This is a genomic window from Oscillospiraceae bacterium (assembly GCA_031265355.1).
Classification (GTDB): domain Bacteria; phylum Bacillota; class Clostridia; order Oscillospirales; family UBA929; genus JAIRTA01.
This window is the reverse complement of sequence record JAISCT010000036.1, coordinates 13497-34685: the sequence shown is the minus strand read 5'-3', so window position 1 is coordinate 34685 and position 21189 is coordinate 13497. Positions and strand designations below refer to the sequence as shown.

General features: G+C 60.2%; 21 protein-coding genes. 7 read left to right on the top strand and 14 right to left on the bottom strand.

From position 1 onward, the window contains the following. Positions 1–14: 14 nt before the first annotated feature. Both LBK75_05225 and LBK75_05220 read left to right on the top strand, forming a co-directional pair. Positions 15–998, top strand: a complete 984-nt coding sequence (locus LBK75_05225) for an ABC transporter substrate-binding protein (protein ID MDR1157694.1) — start codon at positions 15–17, stop codon at positions 996–998. Next, complete coding sequence (locus LBK75_05220) at positions 995–1771, top strand: ABC transporter ATP-binding protein (protein MDR1157693.1); 777 nt, start codon at positions 995–997, stop codon at positions 1769–1771. The genes LBK75_05225 and LBK75_05220 overlap by 4 nt, the downstream gene beginning before the upstream one ends. Before the next feature lie 97 nt (positions 1772–1868). Here the strand turns inward: LBK75_05220 and LBK75_05215 are convergent, their stop codons facing one another. From LBK75_05215 to LBK75_05205, 3 genes are all read right to left on the bottom strand, one after another. Next, positions 1869–3077: a CapA family protein gene (locus LBK75_05215; protein ID MDR1157692.1), complete on the bottom strand. Its 1209-nt coding sequence runs from the start codon at positions 3075–3077 to the stop codon at positions 1869–1871. A gap of 187 nt (positions 3078–3264) precedes the next feature. After that, a complete protein-coding gene (locus LBK75_05210; GenBank protein MDR1157691.1) occupies positions 3265–3858 on the bottom strand; it encodes a flavodoxin family protein in 594 nt (197 codons plus the stop codon). 111 nt (positions 3859–3969) lie between these two features. After that, complete coding sequence (locus LBK75_05205; GenBank protein ID MDR1157690.1) at positions 3970–4506, bottom strand: hypothetical protein; 537 nt, start codon at positions 4504–4506, stop codon at positions 3970–3972. Between the two features lie 477 nt (positions 4507–4983). Between LBK75_05205 and LBK75_05200 the strand changes: the two genes are divergently transcribed. From LBK75_05200 to LBK75_05190, 3 genes are all read left to right on the top strand, one after another. Next, the gene (locus tag LBK75_05200; protein MDR1157689.1) at positions 4984–6177 is read left to right on the top strand and encodes a PLP-dependent aspartate aminotransferase family protein; all 1194 of its coding nucleotides are present in this window, start codon (positions 4984–4986) and stop codon (positions 6175–6177) included. Positions 6178–6286: 109 nt separating this feature from the next. Continuing rightward, a complete protein-coding gene (locus tag LBK75_05195) occupies positions 6287–7216 on the top strand; it encodes a LysR family transcriptional regulator (protein ID MDR1157688.1) in 930 nt (309 codons plus the stop codon). Positions 7217–7312: 96 nt separating this feature from the next. After that, positions 7313–8473: a cobalamin-independent methionine synthase II family protein gene (locus LBK75_05190; protein MDR1157687.1), complete on the top strand. Its 1161-nt coding sequence runs from the start codon at positions 7313–7315 to the stop codon at positions 8471–8473. A 173-nt stretch (positions 8474–8646) separates the two neighbouring features. Here the strand turns inward: LBK75_05190 and LBK75_05185 are convergent, their stop codons facing one another. The 7 genes from LBK75_05185 to LBK75_05155 form a co-directional block, all read right to left on the bottom strand. Next, positions 8647–9081 (bottom strand): FMN-binding protein, encoded by a 435-nt coding sequence (locus tag LBK75_05185; GenBank protein MDR1157686.1) that lies wholly within the window; start codon positions 9079–9081, stop codon positions 8647–8649. Positions 9082–9098: 17 nt separating this feature from the next. Continuing rightward, complete coding sequence (locus LBK75_05180) at positions 9099–9755, bottom strand: ABC transporter ATP-binding protein (protein MDR1157685.1); 657 nt, start codon at positions 9753–9755, stop codon at positions 9099–9101. A gap of 18 nt (positions 9756–9773) precedes the next feature. Then, a complete protein-coding gene (locus LBK75_05175) occupies positions 9774–10907 on the bottom strand; it encodes an ABC transporter permease (protein MDR1157684.1) in 1134 nt (377 codons plus the stop codon). A 73-nt stretch (positions 10908–10980) separates the two neighbouring features. Further along, positions 10981–12270, bottom strand: coding sequence for an ABC transporter permease (locus LBK75_05170; GenBank protein MDR1157683.1), 1290 nt, complete (start codon positions 12268–12270; stop codon positions 10981–10983). A gap of 11 nt (positions 12271–12281) precedes the next feature. Beyond that, a complete protein-coding gene (locus tag LBK75_05165; GenBank protein MDR1157682.1) occupies positions 12282–13541 on the bottom strand; it encodes a DUF2318 domain-containing protein in 1260 nt (419 codons plus the stop codon). 157 nt (positions 13542–13698) lie between these two features. After that, a complete protein-coding gene (locus LBK75_05160; protein ID MDR1157681.1) occupies positions 13699–14304 on the bottom strand; it encodes an iron transporter in 606 nt (201 codons plus the stop codon). Positions 14305–14356: 52 nt separating this feature from the next. Continuing rightward, on the bottom strand, positions 14357–15565 hold the full coding sequence (locus tag LBK75_05155) for an FTR1 family iron permease (protein MDR1157680.1): 1209 nt from the start codon (positions 15563–15565) through the stop codon (positions 14357–14359). 218 nt (positions 15566–15783) lie between these two features. Between LBK75_05155 and LBK75_05150 the strand changes: the two genes are divergently transcribed. Both LBK75_05150 and LBK75_05145 read left to right on the top strand, forming a co-directional pair. Continuing rightward, positions 15784–16350, top strand: a complete 567-nt coding sequence (locus LBK75_05150; protein ID MDR1157679.1) for a DUF3793 family protein — start codon at positions 15784–15786, stop codon at positions 16348–16350. A gap of 19 nt (positions 16351–16369) precedes the next feature. Beyond that, on the top strand, positions 16370–16789 hold the full coding sequence (locus LBK75_05145) for a flavodoxin (GenBank protein MDR1157678.1): 420 nt from the start codon (positions 16370–16372) through the stop codon (positions 16787–16789). A 66-nt stretch (positions 16790–16855) separates the two neighbouring features. Here the strand turns inward: LBK75_05145 and copZ are convergent, their stop codons facing one another. Genes copZ through LBK75_05125 form a run of 4 tightly spaced genes read right to left on the bottom strand, consistent with a single transcriptional unit; the run spans position 16856 to position 21160 of the window. After that, positions 16856–17062, bottom strand: coding sequence for a copper chaperone CopZ (copZ, locus tag LBK75_05140; GenBank protein MDR1157677.1), 207 nt, complete (start codon positions 17060–17062; stop codon positions 16856–16858). Positions 17063–17119: 57 nt separating this feature from the next. Further along, entirely contained in the window at positions 17120–17776 is a 657-nt protein-coding gene (locus LBK75_05135) for a hypothetical protein (protein MDR1157676.1), read from the bottom strand. After that, positions 17773–20250: a heavy metal translocating P-type ATPase gene (locus LBK75_05130; protein ID MDR1157675.1), complete on the bottom strand. Its 2478-nt coding sequence runs from the start codon at positions 20248–20250 to the stop codon at positions 17773–17775. Before LBK75_05130 ends, LBK75_05135 begins: the two co-directional genes overlap by 4 nt. A gap of 34 nt (positions 20251–20284) precedes the next feature. After that, on the bottom strand, positions 20285–21160 hold the full coding sequence (locus LBK75_05125; GenBank protein ID MDR1157674.1) for a DUF2318 domain-containing protein: 876 nt from the start codon (positions 21158–21160) through the stop codon (positions 20285–20287). Between the last annotated feature and the right edge of the window lie 29 nt (positions 21161–21189).

The following is a 21189-nucleotide window of genomic DNA, read 5'->3' as shown; positions in this document are numbered from 1 at the left end:
AGGGGCTGTCATTTTTGAAGAAGAAACTGTGCCGGCTTCTGGCCGCCGCGTGTCTGCTCGCCGCATGCACCGCCTGCCGGGGCGGACATGAAGGGAGCGGTGTCGTCCGCTTTGTGCTGGACTGGACACCGAACACCAACCACACCGGTCTCTATGTGGCACAAGAGAAGGGATATTTCGAAAACGAAGGTCTCAAGGTGGAGATCATGCAGCCGCCGGAGGACGGCGCGCTGGTGCTGCTCGGCGCGGGCAACGCGGAATTTGCCGTGGACGTGCAGGAGGGGCTCGGCCCCGCCATCGCCCGGAAAACGGATGCCCTACCCGTCACAGCCGTCGCGGCGATCGTCTGTCACAACACGAGCGGCCTCCTGTCGCTAAAGAAGAGCGGCATCGAGCGTCCGCGGGACCTGGAAGGCAAGCGGTTCGCGACCTGGGAGACACCGCTGGTCGACGCGGTGATCCGCCGTATCGTGGAAGCGGACGGCGGGGTTTTTGAAAACGTCAAAATGATCCCGAATCATGCGACCGACGCATTCTCCGCACTCCAGACCGATGTGGATTCCATTTGGATCTACTACGCGTGGGACGGCGTCGCGGCGGAGAAAAACAACATTGACGCAACCTTTCTCGATCTGGGGCAGCTCGATCCCACGCTGGACTTCTATACGCCGGTGATTGTGACCAACACGGACTACGCCGCCGCCAACCCGGACGAGGTCAGGGCCTTTCTCCGCGCGGTCAGCCGCGGATATCAGTTCGCGATGGAAAATCCGGACGAGGCCGCCGACATCCTTCTGCGGTACGCGCCGGAGCTCGACGAAACGCTGGTGCGACGCAGCCAGGCCTATCTGGCCACGCGTTATCAGGCGGATGCGCCCCGCTGGGGCGAGATCGACCCGGTGCGCTGGGGCGCCTTCTACGCTTGGATGTTCGAAAACGGCCTGCTGCAAGAGGACATCCGCGAGCAGGGCTTCACGAACGAGTATCTGCCCACATGACGCCGCTGTTCGCCTGTGAACACATCACCCGACGCTACGAGGGCGTCCCGGTGGTGGAGGATATCTCTCTGACACTGCCGGCGGGTGGCTGCGTGTCGCTGCTTGGCCCTTCGGGCGTCGGCAAAACGACGCTCTTCCATGTGCTGGCCGGGGTGGACGCACCCGACGCCGGCCGTGTCCTGCTCTCCGGCGGCGAGATCACCGGCGTAGCCGGCCGCGTGAGCTACATGCTGCAAAAGGACCTGCTGCTCGAATATCGCACCGTACTGGACAATGTGATCCTGCCGCTGGTGATCCGGGGCGAGACCCGCGCGCGGGCCCGGGCGCACGCCGCGCCTTTCTTTGCGCCGTTCGGGCTCGAAGGCTTCGAACAGAAGTACCCCTATCAGCTCTCCGGCGGCATGCGTCAGCGGGCCGCCTTGCTGCGAACCTGCCTGATGAACAATCCGGTGATTTTGCTGGACGAACCCTTTTCCGCACTCGACGCCATCACCCGGCGGCAGTTGCACGCCTGGTATCTGGACATCGCCGACCAGATGCAACTCTCGACGATCTTCATCACACACGACGTGGACGAGGCGATCACCCTGTCGGACACGGTGTATATCCTGACCGGCAAACCCGGCCGCATCACCCGCCGGTTCGATATCTCTACCCCTCGCCCCCGCGACGAGACATTTCTTTTTTCCCCTAGCTTTGCCCAAATCAAACGTGATATCCTGGAGGCCATCGACGCGGACGCGCCATCGCCAGGAGAGGCTTTTGATGCTTGAACCATATATTTCAGCGGCGCCCACTTTAGTACCTTGTTGCCGCGAAGCGGCAACAAAAAACAAGAATTTGGGTTGTGGGTTGCAGGTGCAACCCACGTTAGGGTTCGGCCGTCACTCTCCCCAGTTCGTCGATTTGGACGCCGGGGGAGAGCGCGGCCAGTGCGCGGCGGCGGGCTTCCCAGACATCGGGATCCGTCACCAGGCCGGTCGCCATCGATTGGATCCGACAGAAAAGCACCTCCGGGCGGATGCCGTCCGGGGTGAGCGTCAGCCGGAGCACCATCGTGTCACGGGCCGCATCTGTGAAGATCAGATTGCCCAGACTGTAAGCAATCAGCTTGCCCTCATAGAACGTCAGCGGCTGGAGTACGTGCGGGTGGGCGCCGACGACGGCATCCGCACCGGCGTCGATGTAGTCGCGCGCCAGCCGGACCTGGTAGGGCTCCGGCTGTGTCGCGCGCTCCACGCCCCAATGGACGTATACAATCACGTAGTCGGCGTGCGGGCGGACCGCGCGTATGGCCTCGCAGAGCGCCGCAGGGTCATAGGTGATAAACAGCCCCGGACGTTCGGGGCCGGCCGCCCAGCCGGCCACCGGAATCACGCGTGTGGCCCCCAAAAAGGCCACCGTATACGCGCCCGCCTGCATCAGGACGGGCGTCCCGGCCGCCTTGAGGTCGGCGCCCGCCCCCACATGGGCTATTCCATAATCATCCAAGTGCGTGAGCGTGTCCAACATGGCGTCCGTACCGAAATCCAGTGTGTGGTTGTTGGCCAGCGTAACCGCGTCGACGCCCATGTAGTCTCGCAAAAACGGCAGCTGCTCCGGATCTCCGCGGAAGGTGAACTCTTTGTTCGGCATGGCCGCTCCGCGCGTGGAGACGGGCATCTCTAAATTGACGACCGCGAGGTCCGCCGCGGCGAAGACAGCGGCCAGCTCTGGCGCCATGACCCATGGGAAGCGGTCGGGCTCCCACAGGCGCTGCTCAATCCCCAGATCGATCAGCACGTCTCCGCCAATGACCAGCGTTGCCTCCGCGGCGGGCGGTGTGGACGCGTCGTCGGGCGTTGGTGTGAACACGGCGGCGGAGGGAGGCGCGGGCGTCGGCGGTTGCGCCGCCGGCGGCCGCGTCGCCACCGAGACAGCCGGCCGATCGGCCGCACGCTCCAGAACCCCAACGCCGACCCATTGCGCGCTGTACCAGACGCAGAGAGCGAACACGACCAACGTGAGGATCTTTCTCGCAATCCCGTTCCCCCGCGGGCACGTCCGGCGCCGTTTCGTCGCTAATCTGTTGATGGGCACCGCCCCCTTCCTTTGTCATATCGTGTGCGAAGGGACGGCCGCCGGGCCGTCCCTTCGCGGCGTTTCCGCGTCTTCATTTTACCACACCCGTCCCATACCCCGCAACCCGCGGCAGACATCTTGGCGGCTTGTTCCGGGTTTTCGTGTTCTCGGAATGTATCGAAATGTATCAAATATATCCATAGTCTTACTTATCCTCTGCGCCTTTTTCAGTCTGAAACATGAGCGCGAGTTTTTGTCCAGATTCCCGCAAAGTGGCGCGTAGATCGGCGTTACCACTTGCTTGTCCGCCGCGCGTCCCGGTCACAATAATCATATCTCGAATGTCAAACTCCAGCATTCGGAACATATTCTTTGTATAGTCATAGTACGCCTGAAACCTGCTTTGGTCTGGATTGCCCTGCGTAAACACGAGGATCAATTTCTTTCCGGCGTTTTCCTCTTTGAAACGCGGCGAGAATCGCGGGGTGATTTGCGCGAACAGTCTGTCCGTGAACACCTTCGCCTGCCCGCTCATCTGCGCCATATACAGCGGCGATCCGAGAACAAGCGCGTCGGCCTGTTTGAGCGCGGTGTAGATTTTTTGCATATCGTCATCGACGACGCACCCGTCGCCTTTCACGCAGCCCAAACAGCCTTTACATGGGCTGATAGTAAGCGCGTCGGAATGGAAGATTCGCGTTTTCGCGCCGCCGTTCGCCGCGCTTTCGAGGATTTGGCTTATAGCCCACGCGGTGTTGCCATTCTTTCGCGGGCTTGCGTTAAATCCAATGATTTTCATAAAAAGAACCATTCCTTTCGCCACTTTTACGCAATTTCACGCTATTTTATTATGTCAAGGCAGACGTCGAGGCGGGAAATGTCAGGCAGTAGTTTATGATGTCTTGACGGGTCATACGTTGTCGTCCTCCCCGAACACAAACCAGCAGATGTCATTTCGAAGCCGTTGGTCGTCAAGCACAAGTTCCCATATCGGCTCTGGCAGCCTGCTCCGCTGCCAATCGCGCTCCGCGAGCCTGGCCGCTTCCCGTTCCTGTTTCGGGACGGATTCCATAACGGCGCGGATCGCGTATGCCGCCGCGCCGAGTTCGTGCGCCGCGACATGCGCCGAAGCCGCTGCCTGCCCCGCCGCGAGCGCCGTAAGCCGAGCCGCTTCCGATACGCCCTTCGCCGCCCGTGCCGCGTCCTGCGCCGCGCCCGCGAAGTCACGCGCCTGCATCATCTTGATTTCGCCGCGCACCCACGCACGGGCGGCCTCAATGGCACGGCGCGGGCGAGCGTCGTTTGAGCAAACATCCTCAAACAAGTGCAGGACGTGTTCGGCGCACTCCGCCGCCCAAAGCACGAGCAGATGATGGTCGCCATCGGTTAATTCCCCGCCTCTGCGGATTGTGATGAAACGTTTGTCGCGGATTTTAGAAAGTATCATAACAGAACCTTCCGAGAGAATGTCTCAATCGGCGCTGACCAGAAAATCACATTGCTGATGATCGTACAACTGTGAGTGCTGACTTGAATATGGCGATAAAAATGTCTTGACTTGGAGCCCGCTCCAAGTGGTATTATTGCATGTGGCGGGCTGTTTGTCAACAATTTTCAGATATGCTGAAAAACATTGAGGAATTAAAGCATCTTACAGTGAATGCGGATTTCTCCGGTTGATAACCGTATCGTTTGGAGCTTGTCTCAGGCAAGACGTTGATTGCCTTTGCCCACAAACTTTCTATTTCTGTTTGACAATCCGGAGAAGTCGCGATACAATATTAACGGTTCTGATTTCGGTTTGCGACACCGTTCTCATTATGCCATATGGGGCGTTTCCTTTTACCACACCCACTCCTGCTTGTTCTACTCTCCCAAGCATAGCTGGGGGTTAAGCCGTCAATTAAACCAGGAGGGAATCAAAATGGCAGATAAAAACATCAACGGTGAGTTTGGCTTTTTGACCCGTGCCGTTCACGGCGGCAACGAAGTTGACAGAGAAACCGGAGCAATCCGACGCCCTATCACAATGGCGAACAGCTATGAGCTGCCCTACGACCCGTCGGATATGAACTGGTCGAGCGCGGAGGGGCAGATTTACACCCGTAACGGCGGTGCGAACCAGCGGTATTTGCAGGAAAAACTTGCCTTGCTTCATAACGCTCCCGATTGCGTTGTGTTGGCCAGCGGCGTGGCGGCTTTGTCTGGCGCCTTCTTCACGTTCCTGAAATCGGGCGACCACGTTGTGATGTCCGACTCTACCTACATTGCGGCGTACAGGCTGATGAACGAATTGTTCCCTGACAAATTCGGCGTGGAGAAAACCCTTGTGGACAGCAGCGACCTTGAAGCCGTAAAAGCAGCTATCAAACCGAACACAGAACTGATTCACATTGAAACGCCGTCCAATCCGACTATTAAAATCAGCAACATCGAGGCAATTGCCGAGATTGCCCACACGCACGACGCACTGTTGTCCGTTGACAATACCTTCGCTTCGCCGTATAACCAGCGGCCATATGAACTGGGTGCGGATTTGACCATTGAGAGTCTGACAAAGTATATCAATGGCCACGGTGATGCGATGGGCGGTGCGGTGTTGGGCGAGAGATCGCTGATTGACAAAATTCGTTCGCAGGCGATGGTCAATCTCGGTGGGGCGATTAGCCCGTTTAACGCTTGGCTGATTATGCGCGGCGCGGTAACGCTGCCCCTCAGAATGAAACAGCATAATGAATCGGCGCAAAAAGTGGCGGAGTTTTTACAAACGCTCCCACAGGTGAGATTTGTGGCTTATCCCGGTTTGCCGAGCCACAAGAACCACAAAATTGCAGGAACACAAATGCACGGTGGTTTTGGCGGTGTGATGGCGTTTGGCCTGCACACCGACCACGATGGGCATAACCGCTTTGTGAGCAAACTTCGGGTCGTCACAAACGCGGTATCCCTCGGTCACGATGAAAGCCTGATTGTATTCCTCGGCAAGAACGATGAGCGGCAGTATCTTTACGGGAAGGAGTTTAGCGGCGGCTTTTTCCGTTTGAGTGTCGGGCTTGAGGATACAGAGGACTTGATCGCGGACATCAGGCAAGCCCTTTCAGCCGCTGAAATCGTATGAATATCGCTGAATGTGGTTAAAGATTGCAGCGGATGTACGTTCCGTATAAGAGAGAAAACTACGGCGAGGTCATGAAGCGAATCGCAGAAGTGAATCAGGAGGAACGAGAATGACCTTACAACAGCTTAAATACTTCATTGAAATCGTGAACTGCGGGTCAATTAACAAGGCTGCCGAACGCCTATTTATCGCCCAACCGAGCCTTTCAAATGCTCTAAAAGACTTGGAGAATGAATTCTCACTTGACCTTATCACCCGCACGCCGCGCGGCATTTCTTTGACGAGCGATGGCGCGGAGTTTTTGAGCTATGCCCGTCAAGTTGTGGAGCAGTCTGGCTTGCTCGAAGAGCGGTTCCTGCATAACAAACCGTCTCGTAAAATCCTCTCGGTGTCGATGCAACACTATGCTTTCGCCATAAACGCCTTTGTTAATATGGTGAAAAAATCGAAGGCGGACGAGTATGAGTACACCCTGCGCGAGGCACGGACGTTTGAAATCATTGAGGATGTGAAAAATCTGCGGAGCGAAATCGGAATTTTATTTGTGAGCGCATTTAACCGCAAGGTGATGGAGAAAACCTTTCGCGAAAACGGCTTGACATTTCATTCGCTGTTTACGTCAAAGCCGCATATTTTTACGGGTTCCGGCAGTCCTCTGGCAAAGAAAAAGTCTGTTACGCTTGCAGACTTGGCGGACTATCCGCGCCTCTCTTTTGAGCAGGGCGACTTTAACTCGTTTTACTTTTCGGAGGAAATTCTAAGCACGGAATTCTCAAAGAAGGACATAAAGGTCGGAGACAGGGCAACAATCTTCAATCTGATGATAGGTCTTAATGGCTACACCATATCCACAGGCATTGTCAGTGCGGACTTGAACGGCGAGAACATAAAAGCCATTCCGTTGCTCGTGGACGATGAAATTGAGGTTGGATACATCGCGCACAAGGACATTGGACTGACCCGCCAATCGGAAATGTATCTTGAAGAATTAAAAGCGGTCGTGGCCGAATACAGTGTGGAGATTGGAAACGAGTTATAGCTAAACGCTATAACTTCATATATTATTTTTGTCTTACCTATAAGCCCTCTTTCGATGGTATAATATGCTTATACTGAATCAGGAGGGCTTTATTCTATGAGTATTAAATTCCAAACAGTGGGCAGCTTGCTTCGCCCGGCAGATTTGCTGAAATACAAGCACAAAATCGAGGGCAGAGATAACATCGCCTACCCGTTCTACGCCGCGTTGCCCGGCTATGAGCAGTGCGAGGCAGAGGCTACCCGCACGGTTGTGGCAAAGCAAATCGAGCACGAACTGTCTGTTATCACGGACGGCGAGTATTCCAAATCAATGTGGCACCTTGACTTTGTCTGGGGTCTGGGCGGCATAGAGCGTTACATCGCCGAACACGGCTACTTCTTCCGCGACAAGGACGAGACACAAAAATATGAAACTCGCCGCGACATCGGTTTGCGTATCACTGGCAAACTCAGCGGCAAAAATCACCACTTTATCACGGTATGGGGGCGCCTGAAAAATATTGCGGGCAATAGGGAAACAAAGCTCTGCGTCCCTTCGCCGTCGCATATTTTCGGCGAATTGTCGTGGTCGGACAATATCGGCGGTGCAAACTCTGCGTATTCAACCCCGCAGGAACTTAAAAGCGGGCTTACCAACGCCTATAAGGAGTTTGTGGAAGAGTACGCCAAAGCGGGCGGTAAAATCCTGCAATTCGACGACTGCCTTTGGGAGATTTTTGCCGACGACAACCCCAACTCGCCTTACACAGGCGAGAACATCGACCAAGCAACCATACAGGCATTGGCGGCGGAGTTTATCGACATCAACAATGCGCTGATTGACTTTGGTCACAGCTTGGGGCTTACAATGTGGACGCACAACTGCCGCGGCAACTATGACAGCCGCAATATGGGCGGCGGTTCGTATATTAAGATTGCGAATCTCTTCTTAAAGCAACTGAAATACGACCGTTTCTTCCTCGAATGGGACGACGAACGTGCGGGTTCTTTGGAAGCGCTCACTGTTTTTAAGAACAAACCGAACACCGAGATAGTCCTCGGTCTGCTTTCAAGCAAGACAAACACACTCGACGATGAAACCCGTGTTATCAGAATGCTTGACGAAGCGGCGAGGATGATTCCGAAAGAGCGTCTCTTGCTTTCGCACCAGTGCGGCTTTGCCTCCTGCGACGGTGGCAACGAATTGACCGAGAACGAGCAGTGGGCGAAAATTGACCAAGGGCAAAAAATCGCCTTACAGTATTGGGGCGAATAGGGCGAAAACAAATATGCGAACATCTATGGTTCAGGTGTTAGAAGTGCGTCTGCCGAAGGCCGAGTCAATTTTTTCGTCAGATACAACAAAAAACGCGCGGTGTGTATACGCGCCTATAGACGGCGGCTCCCAAGGTTGTCTTGAGAGCCGCCGTCTGCTGTGAGAGTCTGCGATCACTGCGCCGTCGCGAGCGCGGCGTCGATCGCTTCGGTGAACTGGTTGTACGCAATGGTGGCGCCGCTCACCACGTCCACGCCGGACAGTGCGCCTGTCTCCTCAAACTGCGCCGCGTACCGGGCCATCGCTCGGACAGCGAGCTGTGCCTTCTCATAATAGTCCCGATTTTCGATCTCGCCGTTCACTTTGCCGTAGTCCTCGTCCTTAATACTGCCATCCTCCTGCCAAGTGACAAAGAGGCACTTGGCGACACGGCCGGACGCAATCGTGACGGTGACCTCACCGTACGCACCCCGGTCATCCTCGCCGCTCACGCCGGTGTAAACGCCGTCCTTGTATTTGGGGCTGGCGGCGCAGCCCATGAGCAGCAACACGGTCAGCAGACCCAGCGCCGCCGGCTTCAGGCAGGCCTCCATCATTTTCGCTCTCATCACAGTTTCCTCCCGTGTCACATCAGAATTCTGGCCACATGCCCGTGTTCCAACACGACAGTGCGCTGGGCCTCTTCGGCCACTTCCGGGTCGTGCGTGACCACGATGATCGTGCTTCCCTCTCGGTGTAAGGTACGGAAGATCTCCAGCACGATCCCCTCGTTGGTCTCGTCCAGATTGCCCGTCGGCTCGTCCGCCAGAATCAGCATGGGGTAGTTGATCAGCGCGCGGGCGATGCACACGCGCTGCTGCTCGCCACCGGAGAGCTGACTCGGCAGGTGCCGCGCCCTGTCCCGCAGACCGACGCGGTTTAGCGCCGCGAGCGCCTCACTCTCGTCCGGCATGCTGTGATAATACTGCGCCACCATCACATTCTCAAGTGCGGTCAGATACCCGATCAGGTGGAACTGCTGGAAGATGAGGCCGATCTTGTCGCGGCGGATGGCCGTCAGATTTCTGGGGCTCTCCGCCGCGATGTCGACGCCGTCCAAAAAGACGGAGCCGTTTGTCGGCTTGTCCATGCATCCGATGATGTTCATGAGCGTGGTTTTCCCGGAACCGGACGGCCCCATGATGGCCAGCCACTCGCCCTGCCGGACCGTCAGATCGACGTCCCGTAGTGCGTGGACAGCGCCGTAGATTTTCGAAATTCCCTTCAGTTCCAACAGATCCATCAATACCCTTCCCCTCTCTTATTCCCCCCGCAGCACAATCGCCGGATCCACATCTGTGGCGCTGCGGACGGGGAGCAGGCAGGCCAAAGCCGTCACCGCAATCGAGGCCGCCAGAGTGATGGGGATAAGGAGCGGCTGAAACGCGATGGAGCGGCTGAAAACATTCTGGCCCACCACCTGCGCGAAGAGGAAGCCGAGCACGTCGCCGAGCAGCCCCCCAATACCACCCAAAAAGATCCCCTCGCCCAAAAATCCCGAGACAATACTCCGATTCGCGGCGCCGAGGGCCTTTTTGAGTCCAATCTCCCGCCGACGCTCCGCGACGACGGCCATCATCGTGGTCGCCACACAGATCATCGTCAGCAGCAGCACCACCACCGTGACAAGGTACACGAGAGACTGCAGTTTCGTCAGCACCGCGCCCTCCGATTGCGTCACGCGCCGCACAAGGCGCGCGCTCACACCGGGTACGCCGGACTCGATCCGTGCCGCGATATCCGCCAACGCGCTGCCGGAGGCGGAGACACTGCACTCGACCACATCGATCCGGTCCCGACCCGTCATTGCCACGAAGTCGTCCAGCGCCATGAAGACAAACGCCTCCTCCGCGCCGCCCGTCTGCACGACGCCGGACACCGCAAAGGTTTGGCTGAATGTCCCGCCGTCCGCACCGGGCCCGACCATTGTGAAAGATTGACCGGGCAGCAGACGGACGACGTCGGATACCTCCTGGCCAATCAACACCTCGCCGCCGCGCTCCGGCCACCGGCCGGAGACGAACCAATAGGGGCTTGCCTTCCGGGCTTCGTCCAGCGCGGTGCCCGCCGCCATAAACGGCTGTTCGTTGATTTTGACCATCTGGTAGCAGTAAGGGGCGACGCCGACGGCTCCGTCCGACGGGAGCATGTCCGCCGCCCGGCGGACTGTGTCCACGCCGAAGGACACCTCGTCGCCCGCAGGGACAAGGAGCAGGTTTGCGCCGTAGGAACGAAATTCCTGCCCCATCTGCCGCGGAATGTCATAGTAGACAGTGATCAACCCGGAGAGGATGGTCGCGCCGATGGCCACGGCTAGCAGCGCCACCAACATCCGGGATCGACGCCGGACCAAAGAGCCAACGATCATCTTGAGAAAAAATTGTTGTCTGTTCATACTGCATCCAATCCCCATTGTCTTTTGACTCCGCCGGCGGTCCGCGTCCGGCGATCGGCGCGCCCTCGGACCCTCAGCGCCCATGCAACACCTCCGCCGGGCGCAGAGAGAGCAGCAGCCGGATCGACGGGATGCTGCCGGCCAGCGTCACGAGGCACACGAGGATCGAGACGATCGGCAGCACCATCGGCCGCACATTCACGGCCGAGCCGAAGACGGAGTGTCCGATGACCTGCGCGAAGCCGAGACCGACAAAGTACCCGACCATGCCGCCGACCATTCCTGTGAGCAGAATCTCCGTCAACACGAGCCACGAGACAGGCGCGTCGTGCGCGCCCACCGCTTTGAGCAGCCCGATTTCGCCGCCGCGCTCCATTACGCTGGCCGTGACAAGGTTCGAGATGCCGAGCGCGGACCCCACAAGGCTCAGCAGCGTGATCAGCAACATGAGAAGCTGCGTTTTTTCAAGGATAGCGCCCTCCGACTCGGCCACCTGTCGGATCGGTTTGGCCACCGCGTCCGCGACGACCTCGCCAATCTGGTAGCAGATCGCGCTGACGTACGCCGTGCAGTACCAGGTCTCCCACTCCTTGATCGAGAGGCTCTGGGGGTTTTGCGCCGCCCGCCGGGAGAGTTCGTTGTCAGGTGTCGTCAAGGCGCTGACCTCCACGCTGCTGACAAGCCCCGTGCGGTCCGTCAGCGCCTGCACAACGGAGAGAGCCGCAAAAAGCTGCTCGTCCTCATCTCCGCCGGCGTTGAACACCCCCCGGACCGTAAGCGTTCGCCGGGCCGTCCGCGTCTCGACGGTAACCTTGGCGCCCGGGGTCAGACCGTGGCGGACCGCCAGCAGTCGCCCCACCATGACACCCTCCTCGTCCCCATCGGTCAGCCACGCGCCCGTCACCTCCCACCATGCCTTCATCGGGCGCATGCCGGTGTCGAGTTCCTCCCCCGTGGGCAAGGTCATACGGTGGCTGAACCAGGTACCTGTGATGCGCGCATCGATCTCCGCGCCCCCGGCGGACAACCGAACGGTAGCGTTCAAATAGGGAGTAAAGTCCACGATGTTGAAGGCCCAGAAGATCGTCTTGATACGACCGAGTTCCGATTCTTTGAGGTAGCGGTTCGATACGCCGGAACCGTCATCGACGCCATACAAGTCGCTCAGCAGGGAGGCTCCCTTGGGAATGACATTGATATTCGCGCCGTAAGTTTTGAGCTCCTGATTTACCTTGTCGCCCACGTCGAGCATCACGCTCAGCATCGCGGTGGAAAGAGAGGCGCCCAGCGCCACCGTAAAGGCGATCATCAACATCTTTTCCCGCTGCCGAAACAGCGCGCCGCGTACCATTCTCCAGAACATGTTGTCCTCCCCTACGAAGCTCTGCTGCCAAAACGGCTTTTTTCATTTTCTAAGTCTTCGATCTGAATGACCATCTGACCGCCGCGGACAGCATAGGCCAGAGGTACCGGGTTGCAGCCGCCCTTGAACCCGATGGTCTGCCGGTTCATGACCACATCGCACAGTTTGCAGACCACTTCGTCGTCGCGCTCGTAGTAGCCGGTGGCGCCGCAGATGTCACAGGCGTCCAGCCCCACGCCAAAAGCGGCCTCATTTTTTTGTACGACAATGAAACGCACCTCCGTGCCATCCGAGGCGATGTGCGCAAAGCGGTGCAGATGCCAGTCTCCCACCTGCTCCAGCGGGATCAGAATCTCTCCGTTCGCAATCGTCATCGGCTCCGCGGGAGAGAGGACGACCTCGCGTTCGCTGTATGCCTTGCCCATGGTCATCGTCAGCACGGCGAGCACATAGCCGGATGCGGCCACGGCGCTCCAGCGGCGGCGGCGGCGGCGGGCGGCCCGCAGCTTGCGCCGTTCGGCGGGGTTTTGTCCTCCTTCCCCCGGCCCTCGGTTTTGGAGCCAGGTGAGCAGCGGCAAAAGAACGCTCAGCAGCATCAGCGCGTACAGGAAGTACACGTTGTGATTGATGACGGGCCGCAGCAGATTGAACAGCCATCGCATCATCGGAATGATGCGGCGGGCGAGGAGAAACTGCAGAATTGACGAGAGCTGGTTTGCCATATGGATCGCGAGCGCGGCGGTGAGCAGCGCGCGCAGGAGGCGCGCCGACAACGTCTGGCCAACCCGGTGCAGCGCCAGCGCAGACAGCAGCACGAGCAGCACTCCGGCCAGATAGCCGATGAAACTGAATAGGAAATCGGTGCTGATCATACTCTCGCCTGCGAGTACAAATTCCGTGGGATAGAGAAACAGATCGGGCAGGGCGTAAAACGCCTGCAGGCCGACAAGCACAGCCGCCGCCGCGTCGCGCGCCTGCGCGCGAAACGCCCCGCGTTTTCGAAACAACACGCTCCAGATCAGCAGGAGAAAGAAAATTCCCACAAAGATCGAGAACGCGAGCGTCCCAGTGTTCCAGTATTCCCTGTTGATGTAACGGGTCGTGCGCCGCAGCACGGCAATGACCAGCGCCGCGGCGGCACCCGCTCCAAAGGCGGCGCCGAGCCGCCGTCTGCCCTCGCCGCTCTCCTTTTGCACGAACGCGAGCGTGAGGCTCGTGAGGATCGCCGTCGTCAGCATGTTCTGAACCACCAAGATCAGGTATTTCAGCAAAATGCGCACCGCCTTTGCCTTCCGCTACCTTACCATGAGAACCCGCGCGCGTGCGCGGGTTCTCATGGTAAGGTAGGCTCTATCATATCAGAGACCGGGGCGTGTCAGGCCCGGCACACCCCGGGTGGAAAACCGATCCGGAGCAATATCCCGGTATTTACCATTCGTGCGGGACATACGCAAAGTCCCACTCTGCGACCAACGGCGTCGTCCAAAAACGCCCGGGTACGCCGGTGGTCGGATCCACATGCAGCAGGTAACCCTGACCCTCGGGACTCTCGATCGTGAATTTGACTTTGTAATCGCCGGCCTCACCGAGCTTGATGTTGGCGCCGTAGTGCGGGCCGTCGCTTGCGCTCATCGGCATGAAGTTACCCTCGGAGGCCACAGTGCCGTCCTCCCGGGTGATGGTATAGGAGACCTGCAGCCAGGGCACAAAGTCACCCACGCCGTACCCGAGGTCGTTGCCCTCGGCCGCGGAGATGTCGGCCTCAATGTGCATGTCGGCCTCGCTGGCGGGCAGGCTGCCGGAGGCGGGCTCCATGTCGACCGGCTGGAAATACACGGCCGCCACGTTCAGCGGGCCCAGCACAAGATCGTCGCCGATCGGAAACTCTTCAAACCCGGCCACATCGCCCGGCGCCACCGGCGCGCCGCTCTGATCGTCGTCCTTGCCGCCGGCGGGCTGGTTGGCGCAGGCGGCCAGCAGCGCCGCCATCAGGACCGCCGCCAGAATCCACGCGAACAGTTTTGTGTGTTTCATCTTTTTTCCTCCCAATTATTTACACATATAATGCTTTCCGCATTTGGGGACGTCACGAAGCCGCCGGCGCCGCCGGGCGATGCTGTTTCCACCGCCGGATCTGGACCGCAAAGGTGACGACGGTGGCGGCCAGCAGCAGGACCTGCGGGAGCAATGTTTCCAGCGTGGGATAGATGCCGAGGAGATCCACCGAACTGATGCCAGGCAGCGGCGTCACGCCGATGACGTTGCCCTCCTGAAGCTCCTTGACGCCCGCCCCCACGAAGGTGATGGACATTAGGAACAGCAACACGCTGGTGCCGAGGAAGAAGGGCTTTAGCGGCAGACGGATGCTCAGCACGCGGATCAGCAGATAGATGACGACGAGCCCCACGAGACCGACGCTCAACCCGATCCAGACCATACTGAAGTAAGTCTGCGTCTCCGCCAGCAACGCGTCATAAAAGAGAATTGTCTCGGCACCCTCACGGAAGACGGCCAAAAACGCCGCGAACGCGAGCGAAAACACGCTACCCCGCGTGAGCGAACTGGCCACTTTGCCCTCGATGTAGGTCGTCCAGACGGCCGCTTCGGCCTTGGAGACCATCCAGTTGCTGACGTAGAACAACACCGCGACGGCGACCAGCATAGTCGCACCCTCGATGATCTCCTGATTCGCTCCGCTGACGCTTGAGAGCCCGCTGAGGACAAAGGCCATCAGCACGCTGGCGCCCAGTGCGGCCAGAGAACCCCAATAGACCGCCCGCGTCTTGTCTTTGTGGCCGCTCTTCACCAAGTAGGCGATGATCGCGCCGACGATGATGATGGCCTCAAACCCCTCGCGGGTGATGATGAGCAGCGCGGCGGCAAACACGCCGGCGGGGCTCTCCTCCTTGCCGTCCAGCCGGTCCGCGTCTTCCCGCAGCCAAGCCGCCAGCGTGTCGAGCGAGGCCCGCACCTCCGCCGGATTGGCGCCGTCCGTCATGGCCCGCTTTGCGTCGCTGAACTGGTACTCGACCTGCGCCGCGCGGTCGCCGGACAGATACGCCATGACCGTCTTCTCAAACCCCAATTTTTCATAAAACTGATAATAGATCACGTCGACCTGCGCCTTGGCGCCGGCCACGTCCCCCGCGACGTATAAATCATACGCCTCGTCGGCGACAACCCCCATCGCGTCCACCATCTCGCCCCAACTGCCGTAGTCGGATGCCAGCGCCACCACGGAAAAAATGTTAGTAGATACTAACAAAATGGCCGCGATGAGTAGCTTTTTGCGCACTGCAATCCCCCCTTCTTCCTCAACCCGGCGTACCGCATCCGCACACAGGTTAGCAGTGCCTGACAGCCACAAGATTAGCACTATCTAACTTTTTTGTCAAGAGAAATTTTCTTTCCAAAGGAAATTTCTTTCAAGGCTTGCATTTTGCCGTCATGCGTGTTACAATCTTCTTACATTGTTAGCTATATCTAACCTCGATGTGCCGACAGGAGGGTTTTATGCACACATCACTTGAGAGAGCGCTGGCCCGGCACGGCGGCCCCGTGCTGTTGGGGCGCAAGCCGGCGGCCATGTTTCCGCTGCCGGTGTCCGGGGCGGCGCACGCGCACCCCGCCCGTCTCTGCGACGGCGCCTTGTCTCTGAACATACTGTGGCGGCGTCCCTGTCATGAGCTGATTCTCATCTACCGGCCGCCGCTTTTGGAGAAGACGCTGGCCGCTCCCGATGCGCGGGCGGCGCTGATCGATCTGGGCTATCCAGCCCATGGCGGCGCGGAGGCGCTGCTGGCGTGTCTGAGGCGCCGTTTTCAGACGGCGGAGGACTTCCCCCACGAGGTGGGGTTCTTTCTCGGCTATCCGACGGAGGATGTGACTGGCTTCATCGAACACAAGGGGCGCGGCTGCAAACTCAGCGGGCCTTGGAAGGTGTACGGTGACGTGGCGCGCGCCCAGGCGCTTTTTTCGGAATACGAGCAGTGCCGAACCTACCTGCTGGCCCACATTGCGCGCGGCGGTTCGCTGCAGACGCTGTCACCAGCCTGCGAGCTTGCGATATCATATCACTGACAGATGGGAGGATTTCACTATGGCAGACACAGCGATTGTATTTTGGAGCGGCACGGGGAACACGAAGGCCATGGCGGAGAGCATCGCGTCCGGCCTGCGAGCCGTGGGTGCGGAGGCGGATGTATTTGAGGTGCCGGACGTGACGGCCGCAGACATTGCCGGCCATGCGAAGATCGCCTTCGGCTGCCCGTCCATGGGTAGCGAGGTCCTGGAGGAAGCGGAATTTGAGCCCTTCTTCGCCGAGGTGGAGGGGTCTCTCGCCGGAAAAAAAGTGGCGCTGTTTGGTTCCTACGGCTGGGGCGACGGGGAATGGATGCGCGACTGGGTGGAGCGCGCCAAAGCCGCGGGCGCCACGCTCTTCGACGACGGTTTCATTGTCCAGGAGACCCCCGACGAAGCCGCCTGCCTGGACCATGGCAGCCGTTTCGCCGCTTTTTAGAAAAAAGCAAAAAAGGGCCCGGTGAGGGTCCTTTTTTGCTTTTGGCCTTTTGGCACGTGTCACGCGTCACCCCACATCGTACCCCTGATCCTCAATCTCAGCTTTGATTTGGTCCAGCGGCGTCTGAGCCGGGTCGTAGTCCAGCGTCACGGTCCCGGCGCCCAGGTCCACGGCCACGCCGGCGACGCCGGGCAACCCCCCTACAGCACCCGTGACGGCCTTTACGCAGTGTTCGCAGGACATCCCATCCACCCGCAGGATTGTCTTCTCCATACATCTCCCCCCCTCTCCCGAATCATCATCAGCCATCAACATAATAATACGATATTTTCAGCCGATGTCAAAGGGTTTGAGTAGCTTCTCCACTTCGATCGGCCGGCCGGCTTCGTCCATGGTCTCCACCATCGCCAACGCCCAGCCCTCGATGGCGCCGACGTCGGCGCCGGCCTGCCGGAAGGGCTCGGGGTTCAGCACGAAGACGATGTCCTTGTCATTGGCCGCCATGTCTCGCGCCCACTCAAACATGAAACCGCCGTCCAAGTCGACGCCGAAATGGTCCATCGCCGCATGGTGGCCGACGCGCGCGCGCTGTTGCGTCACAATCTGCTCGTAAGACAGTACGGGGCTCTCCGATACCCCCGGCGCCGGGGCCTGCGCACCCAATGACGCGCCCGTAACCAACCGGCCGCCCTGTGCCATACCGCCCGGCAGTCGGTCTGGATCCAGGCCGGCTGCCACAAAGGGAGCCGCGTCCAGTTCCAGCCAAACGTCGTACACGCCCGTCCGGCTGAAATCCCCGCTCCAGACAAACGCGGCGGCCCCGTCCGGCGCCGTCAGCATCCAAGTGTCCCCGACCGCGGCGGCCGGTAGAGCGTCCAGCACCCCGGCCAAAGACGTCACCGACCCATTGCCGATCACGTCGAGCGCGCGGCAGGCGGTGAGCAGCAAGAGCGCCGCGCACAGGGCGCACAGCAAAAGCCTCCTCATGCCGCACTCACCTCCTCCCGGTCCGCTCGAAAACGCTTAAGCCGCAGGGCGTTTGTCAGCACCGACACCGAGGAGAGACTCATGGCGGCGGCGGCGAAAATGGGACTCAGCAGCGGCCCGCCCAACAGGTAGAGAACCCCGGCCGCCACGGGGATGCCGATTGTGTTGTACCCGAAGGCCCAAAACAGATTCTGTTTGATGTTGCGGATTGTGCGGCGACTCAGGCGGATCGCGGTCGGCACATCCATGAGGTCCGAGCGCATGAGCACGATGTCGGCCGACTCCATCGCCACATCCGTACCGGAGCCAATGGCGATACCGACGTCCGCCTGCACCAGCGCCGGCGCGTCGTTGATGCCGTCGCCCACCATGGCGACCCGCTTCCCCTCCCGCTGGAGTTTTTGGATCTCGGAGGATTTGTCCTGGGGAAGCACCTCCGAGAGCACCCTGTCGATACCGACCTGCCGCGCGATGGCCGCGGCAGTCCTGTGGTTGTCGCCCGTGATCATGGCCACCTCGATGCCCATGCGGTGCAGACTCTCGATGGCCGCGCGGCTCGACGGCTTGACCACGTCGGCCACGGCGACGACGCCGGAGAGCTGCCCGTCACGCGCCACATACATCGGCGTCTTGCCCTCTTCGGCCAGGCGGTCCGACCAGGCCTGGGTCAGCGCGACGCCCCGCTCCTCCATCAACGCGGCGTTGCCGACAAGGACCGCCGCGCCGTCGACCACGGCCTCGACACCTCGCCCGGTCAGCGCCGTGAACCTCTCCGTGGGAGAGAGCGCCAGCCCCTCCGCCCGTGCGCCGTGCACGATCGCCTGGCCCAGCGGGTGTTCGGAGCCCTGTTCCGCCGACGCCGTGAGCCGCCAGAGTTCCTCTTTCGACAGCGCGCCCGCGGGCAGGATGTCCGTCACGGTTGGTTTGCCCTCGGTGACGGTGCCCGTCTTGTCGAACACGATGGTATTCACCTTGTGGGCGGTCTCCAGCGCCTCGCCGCCCTTAATGAGAATGCCGTTTTCGGCGCCCTTGCCGGTGCCGACCATGATGGCGGTCGGCGTCGCCAGCCCCAGGGCGCAGGGACATGCGATGACCAGAACGGAGATAAAGATCGTCAACGCGAAAGACACGTCGCCTCTTCCGATGTACCACGCGACACCGGATACCAGCGCGATGGCGCACACGATCGGCACAAAGTAGCCGGACACGATATCGGCGAGCTGCGCGATGGGGGCCTTTGACCCCTGCGCATCCTCCACCAATTTGATGATCCGCGCGAGCGCCGTATCGCCGCCGACCCGCGTCGCCGTCACCCGGACCGCGCCGTTTGTGTTGAGCGTCGCGGCGTAGACCTCGTCCCCGGCCTGTTTGTCAACCGGCATGCTCTCCCCGGTCAGCATGGACTCATCCACGGCCGTGTGACCTTCGAGCACCGTGCCGTCCACCGGGATTTTCGCGCCGGGCCGCACAAGCAGGACGTCTCCGATCTCGACTTCGTCGATGGAGATCTCTGTCTCCACGCCGTCCCGAAGGACAATGGCCGTCTTCGGCGCGAGACCCATCAGCTTTTTAATCGCCTCCGAGGTCCGTCCTTTGGAGACGGCCTCCAGGGATTTCCCAAGTAAAATCAACGTGATGATGACGCCCGCCGTCTCAAAGTAGAGCGCGTCGACCGCATGGAAGTCGCCCTGTGTGATCCGCCACATGTTGTAAGCGCTGTAGAGGAAAGCCGCCGAGGTGCCGACGGCAATCAGAGAGTCCATGTTGGGGCTGCGCTGCCAGAGCGCCTTGAAGCCGACCGTGTAAAACCGGTACCCGACGGCGATGACCGGCACGACCAGAATGAGCTCGGCCACCGCATATACGAGCGGGAACTGCATCGGCGCGAGCGACGCTGGGAAGGGCAGCCGGACCCAGGTGATCATCGGCGCCATCGCGAGGTAGAGGAGCGGCAGAGAGAACACGGCGGCGACGACAAAGCGAATCCAGAGAGCGCGGATCTCTCGCTGTTTGCGGCGCCGATCCTCCTCCGCCGCGTCGACTCGGTCGGCCTCCAACGCCTTATAACCGAGCTTCTCAATGGCCGCTCGGAGCGCGGACACGCGGATACGCTTTGGGTCATACGTCACAAACGCCTTCTCCGTCGCGAGGTTGACGGAGGCCTCAAGCACGCCGTCCAGCCGCCGCAGCGTCTTCTCGATCCGCCCCGCGCAGGCCGCGCAGGTCATGCCCCCCACGGGAATGGTGACGGTGCCGCCCGGCGGTTTCTCCAACACCGCGTAACCGATCTTCACCACCGCCTCCTTGATGGCGGAGAGCGGCACGCTGGCCCCATCGTATTCTACAAACAGCTTCTCGCTGGCCAGGTTCACGGCGGCGCGGCGCACGCCCGGGAGCTTGCCCACCACCCGTTCGATCCGCCCCGCGCAAGCCGCGCAAGTCATGCCGCCGATGCTGAGTATCTGGTTGTCCATACAAACCCTCCTCTTCTTCCCCTTTCGACCGTCTTCAATAGGATGCTTTCCAATTTTGGAAGATGACCGTCGCCTCCTCAAGAAACGCCCCCGAGATTGTGATGTTTTCTTCGTCCACCGTCTTGTAGTCGGCATAAATCGGTACCGGGTTACAGCCGCCCTGCGCTTTCTCGACCCGATCCATCGTGAAAAGGCTGCCGCAGTTCTGGCAGACGAGGGCGTTTCCCTCCTGCTTGTAGTAACCCTGCCCGGAGTCGTAGCAAACCTGGCAGGTATTGAACGCCGTGCGGAGCGTGCCGTCCGGCGCCTTCACCGCGATGACCTCCAACTGGGTGCCGTTCACCTCCACCGGATAAAAAGACGCCTGTTCGGTAAGCTCGGCGATGGGAATGACCAGATCGTTGACGCTCCCCGCCGTCCCGGGGTCCGCCGGCGGGATATCCGGCGCGGCGGATTCGGCCACCGGCGGCGGATCCGCCGGTGCGGGGCGATTCGGCATGCCGTCCCCCTCTTTCGGCGGCGCGGGTGTGTCTGCCGGAGCAGCCGATTCACCCGGATCTGCACCGGACGGCGCCGGTCCGTCTCCGCCTGTCTCCGGTGTCTCCGATGCCGGGATCTTCGGGGTCTCCGCCGGAGCCGCGCCGGACACGCCCGGGGACGCCGGCACATCCGGCGGCGCGTCGGCGCGCGCACACCCCGCCGCCGTGACCAGCAACGTCAGTGCCAGCAGCATCAGCCGTGTGCTCCACGGCCCGCGCGGGCCTCTCGAGGGTCTTCGCTTCACAGCATTCTCCGCCGTTGTCCCGTTCGCCTTCCGGCGGTGCCACTTTGACGCCTTCGCCAAAAAACACCCGGCGGCGAGCAGGATGACAGGCACCACGCAGTGCCAGTGGCTGAGCAAAACACGCATCTCTCATGCCCCTCTTCCAATGAAATCGG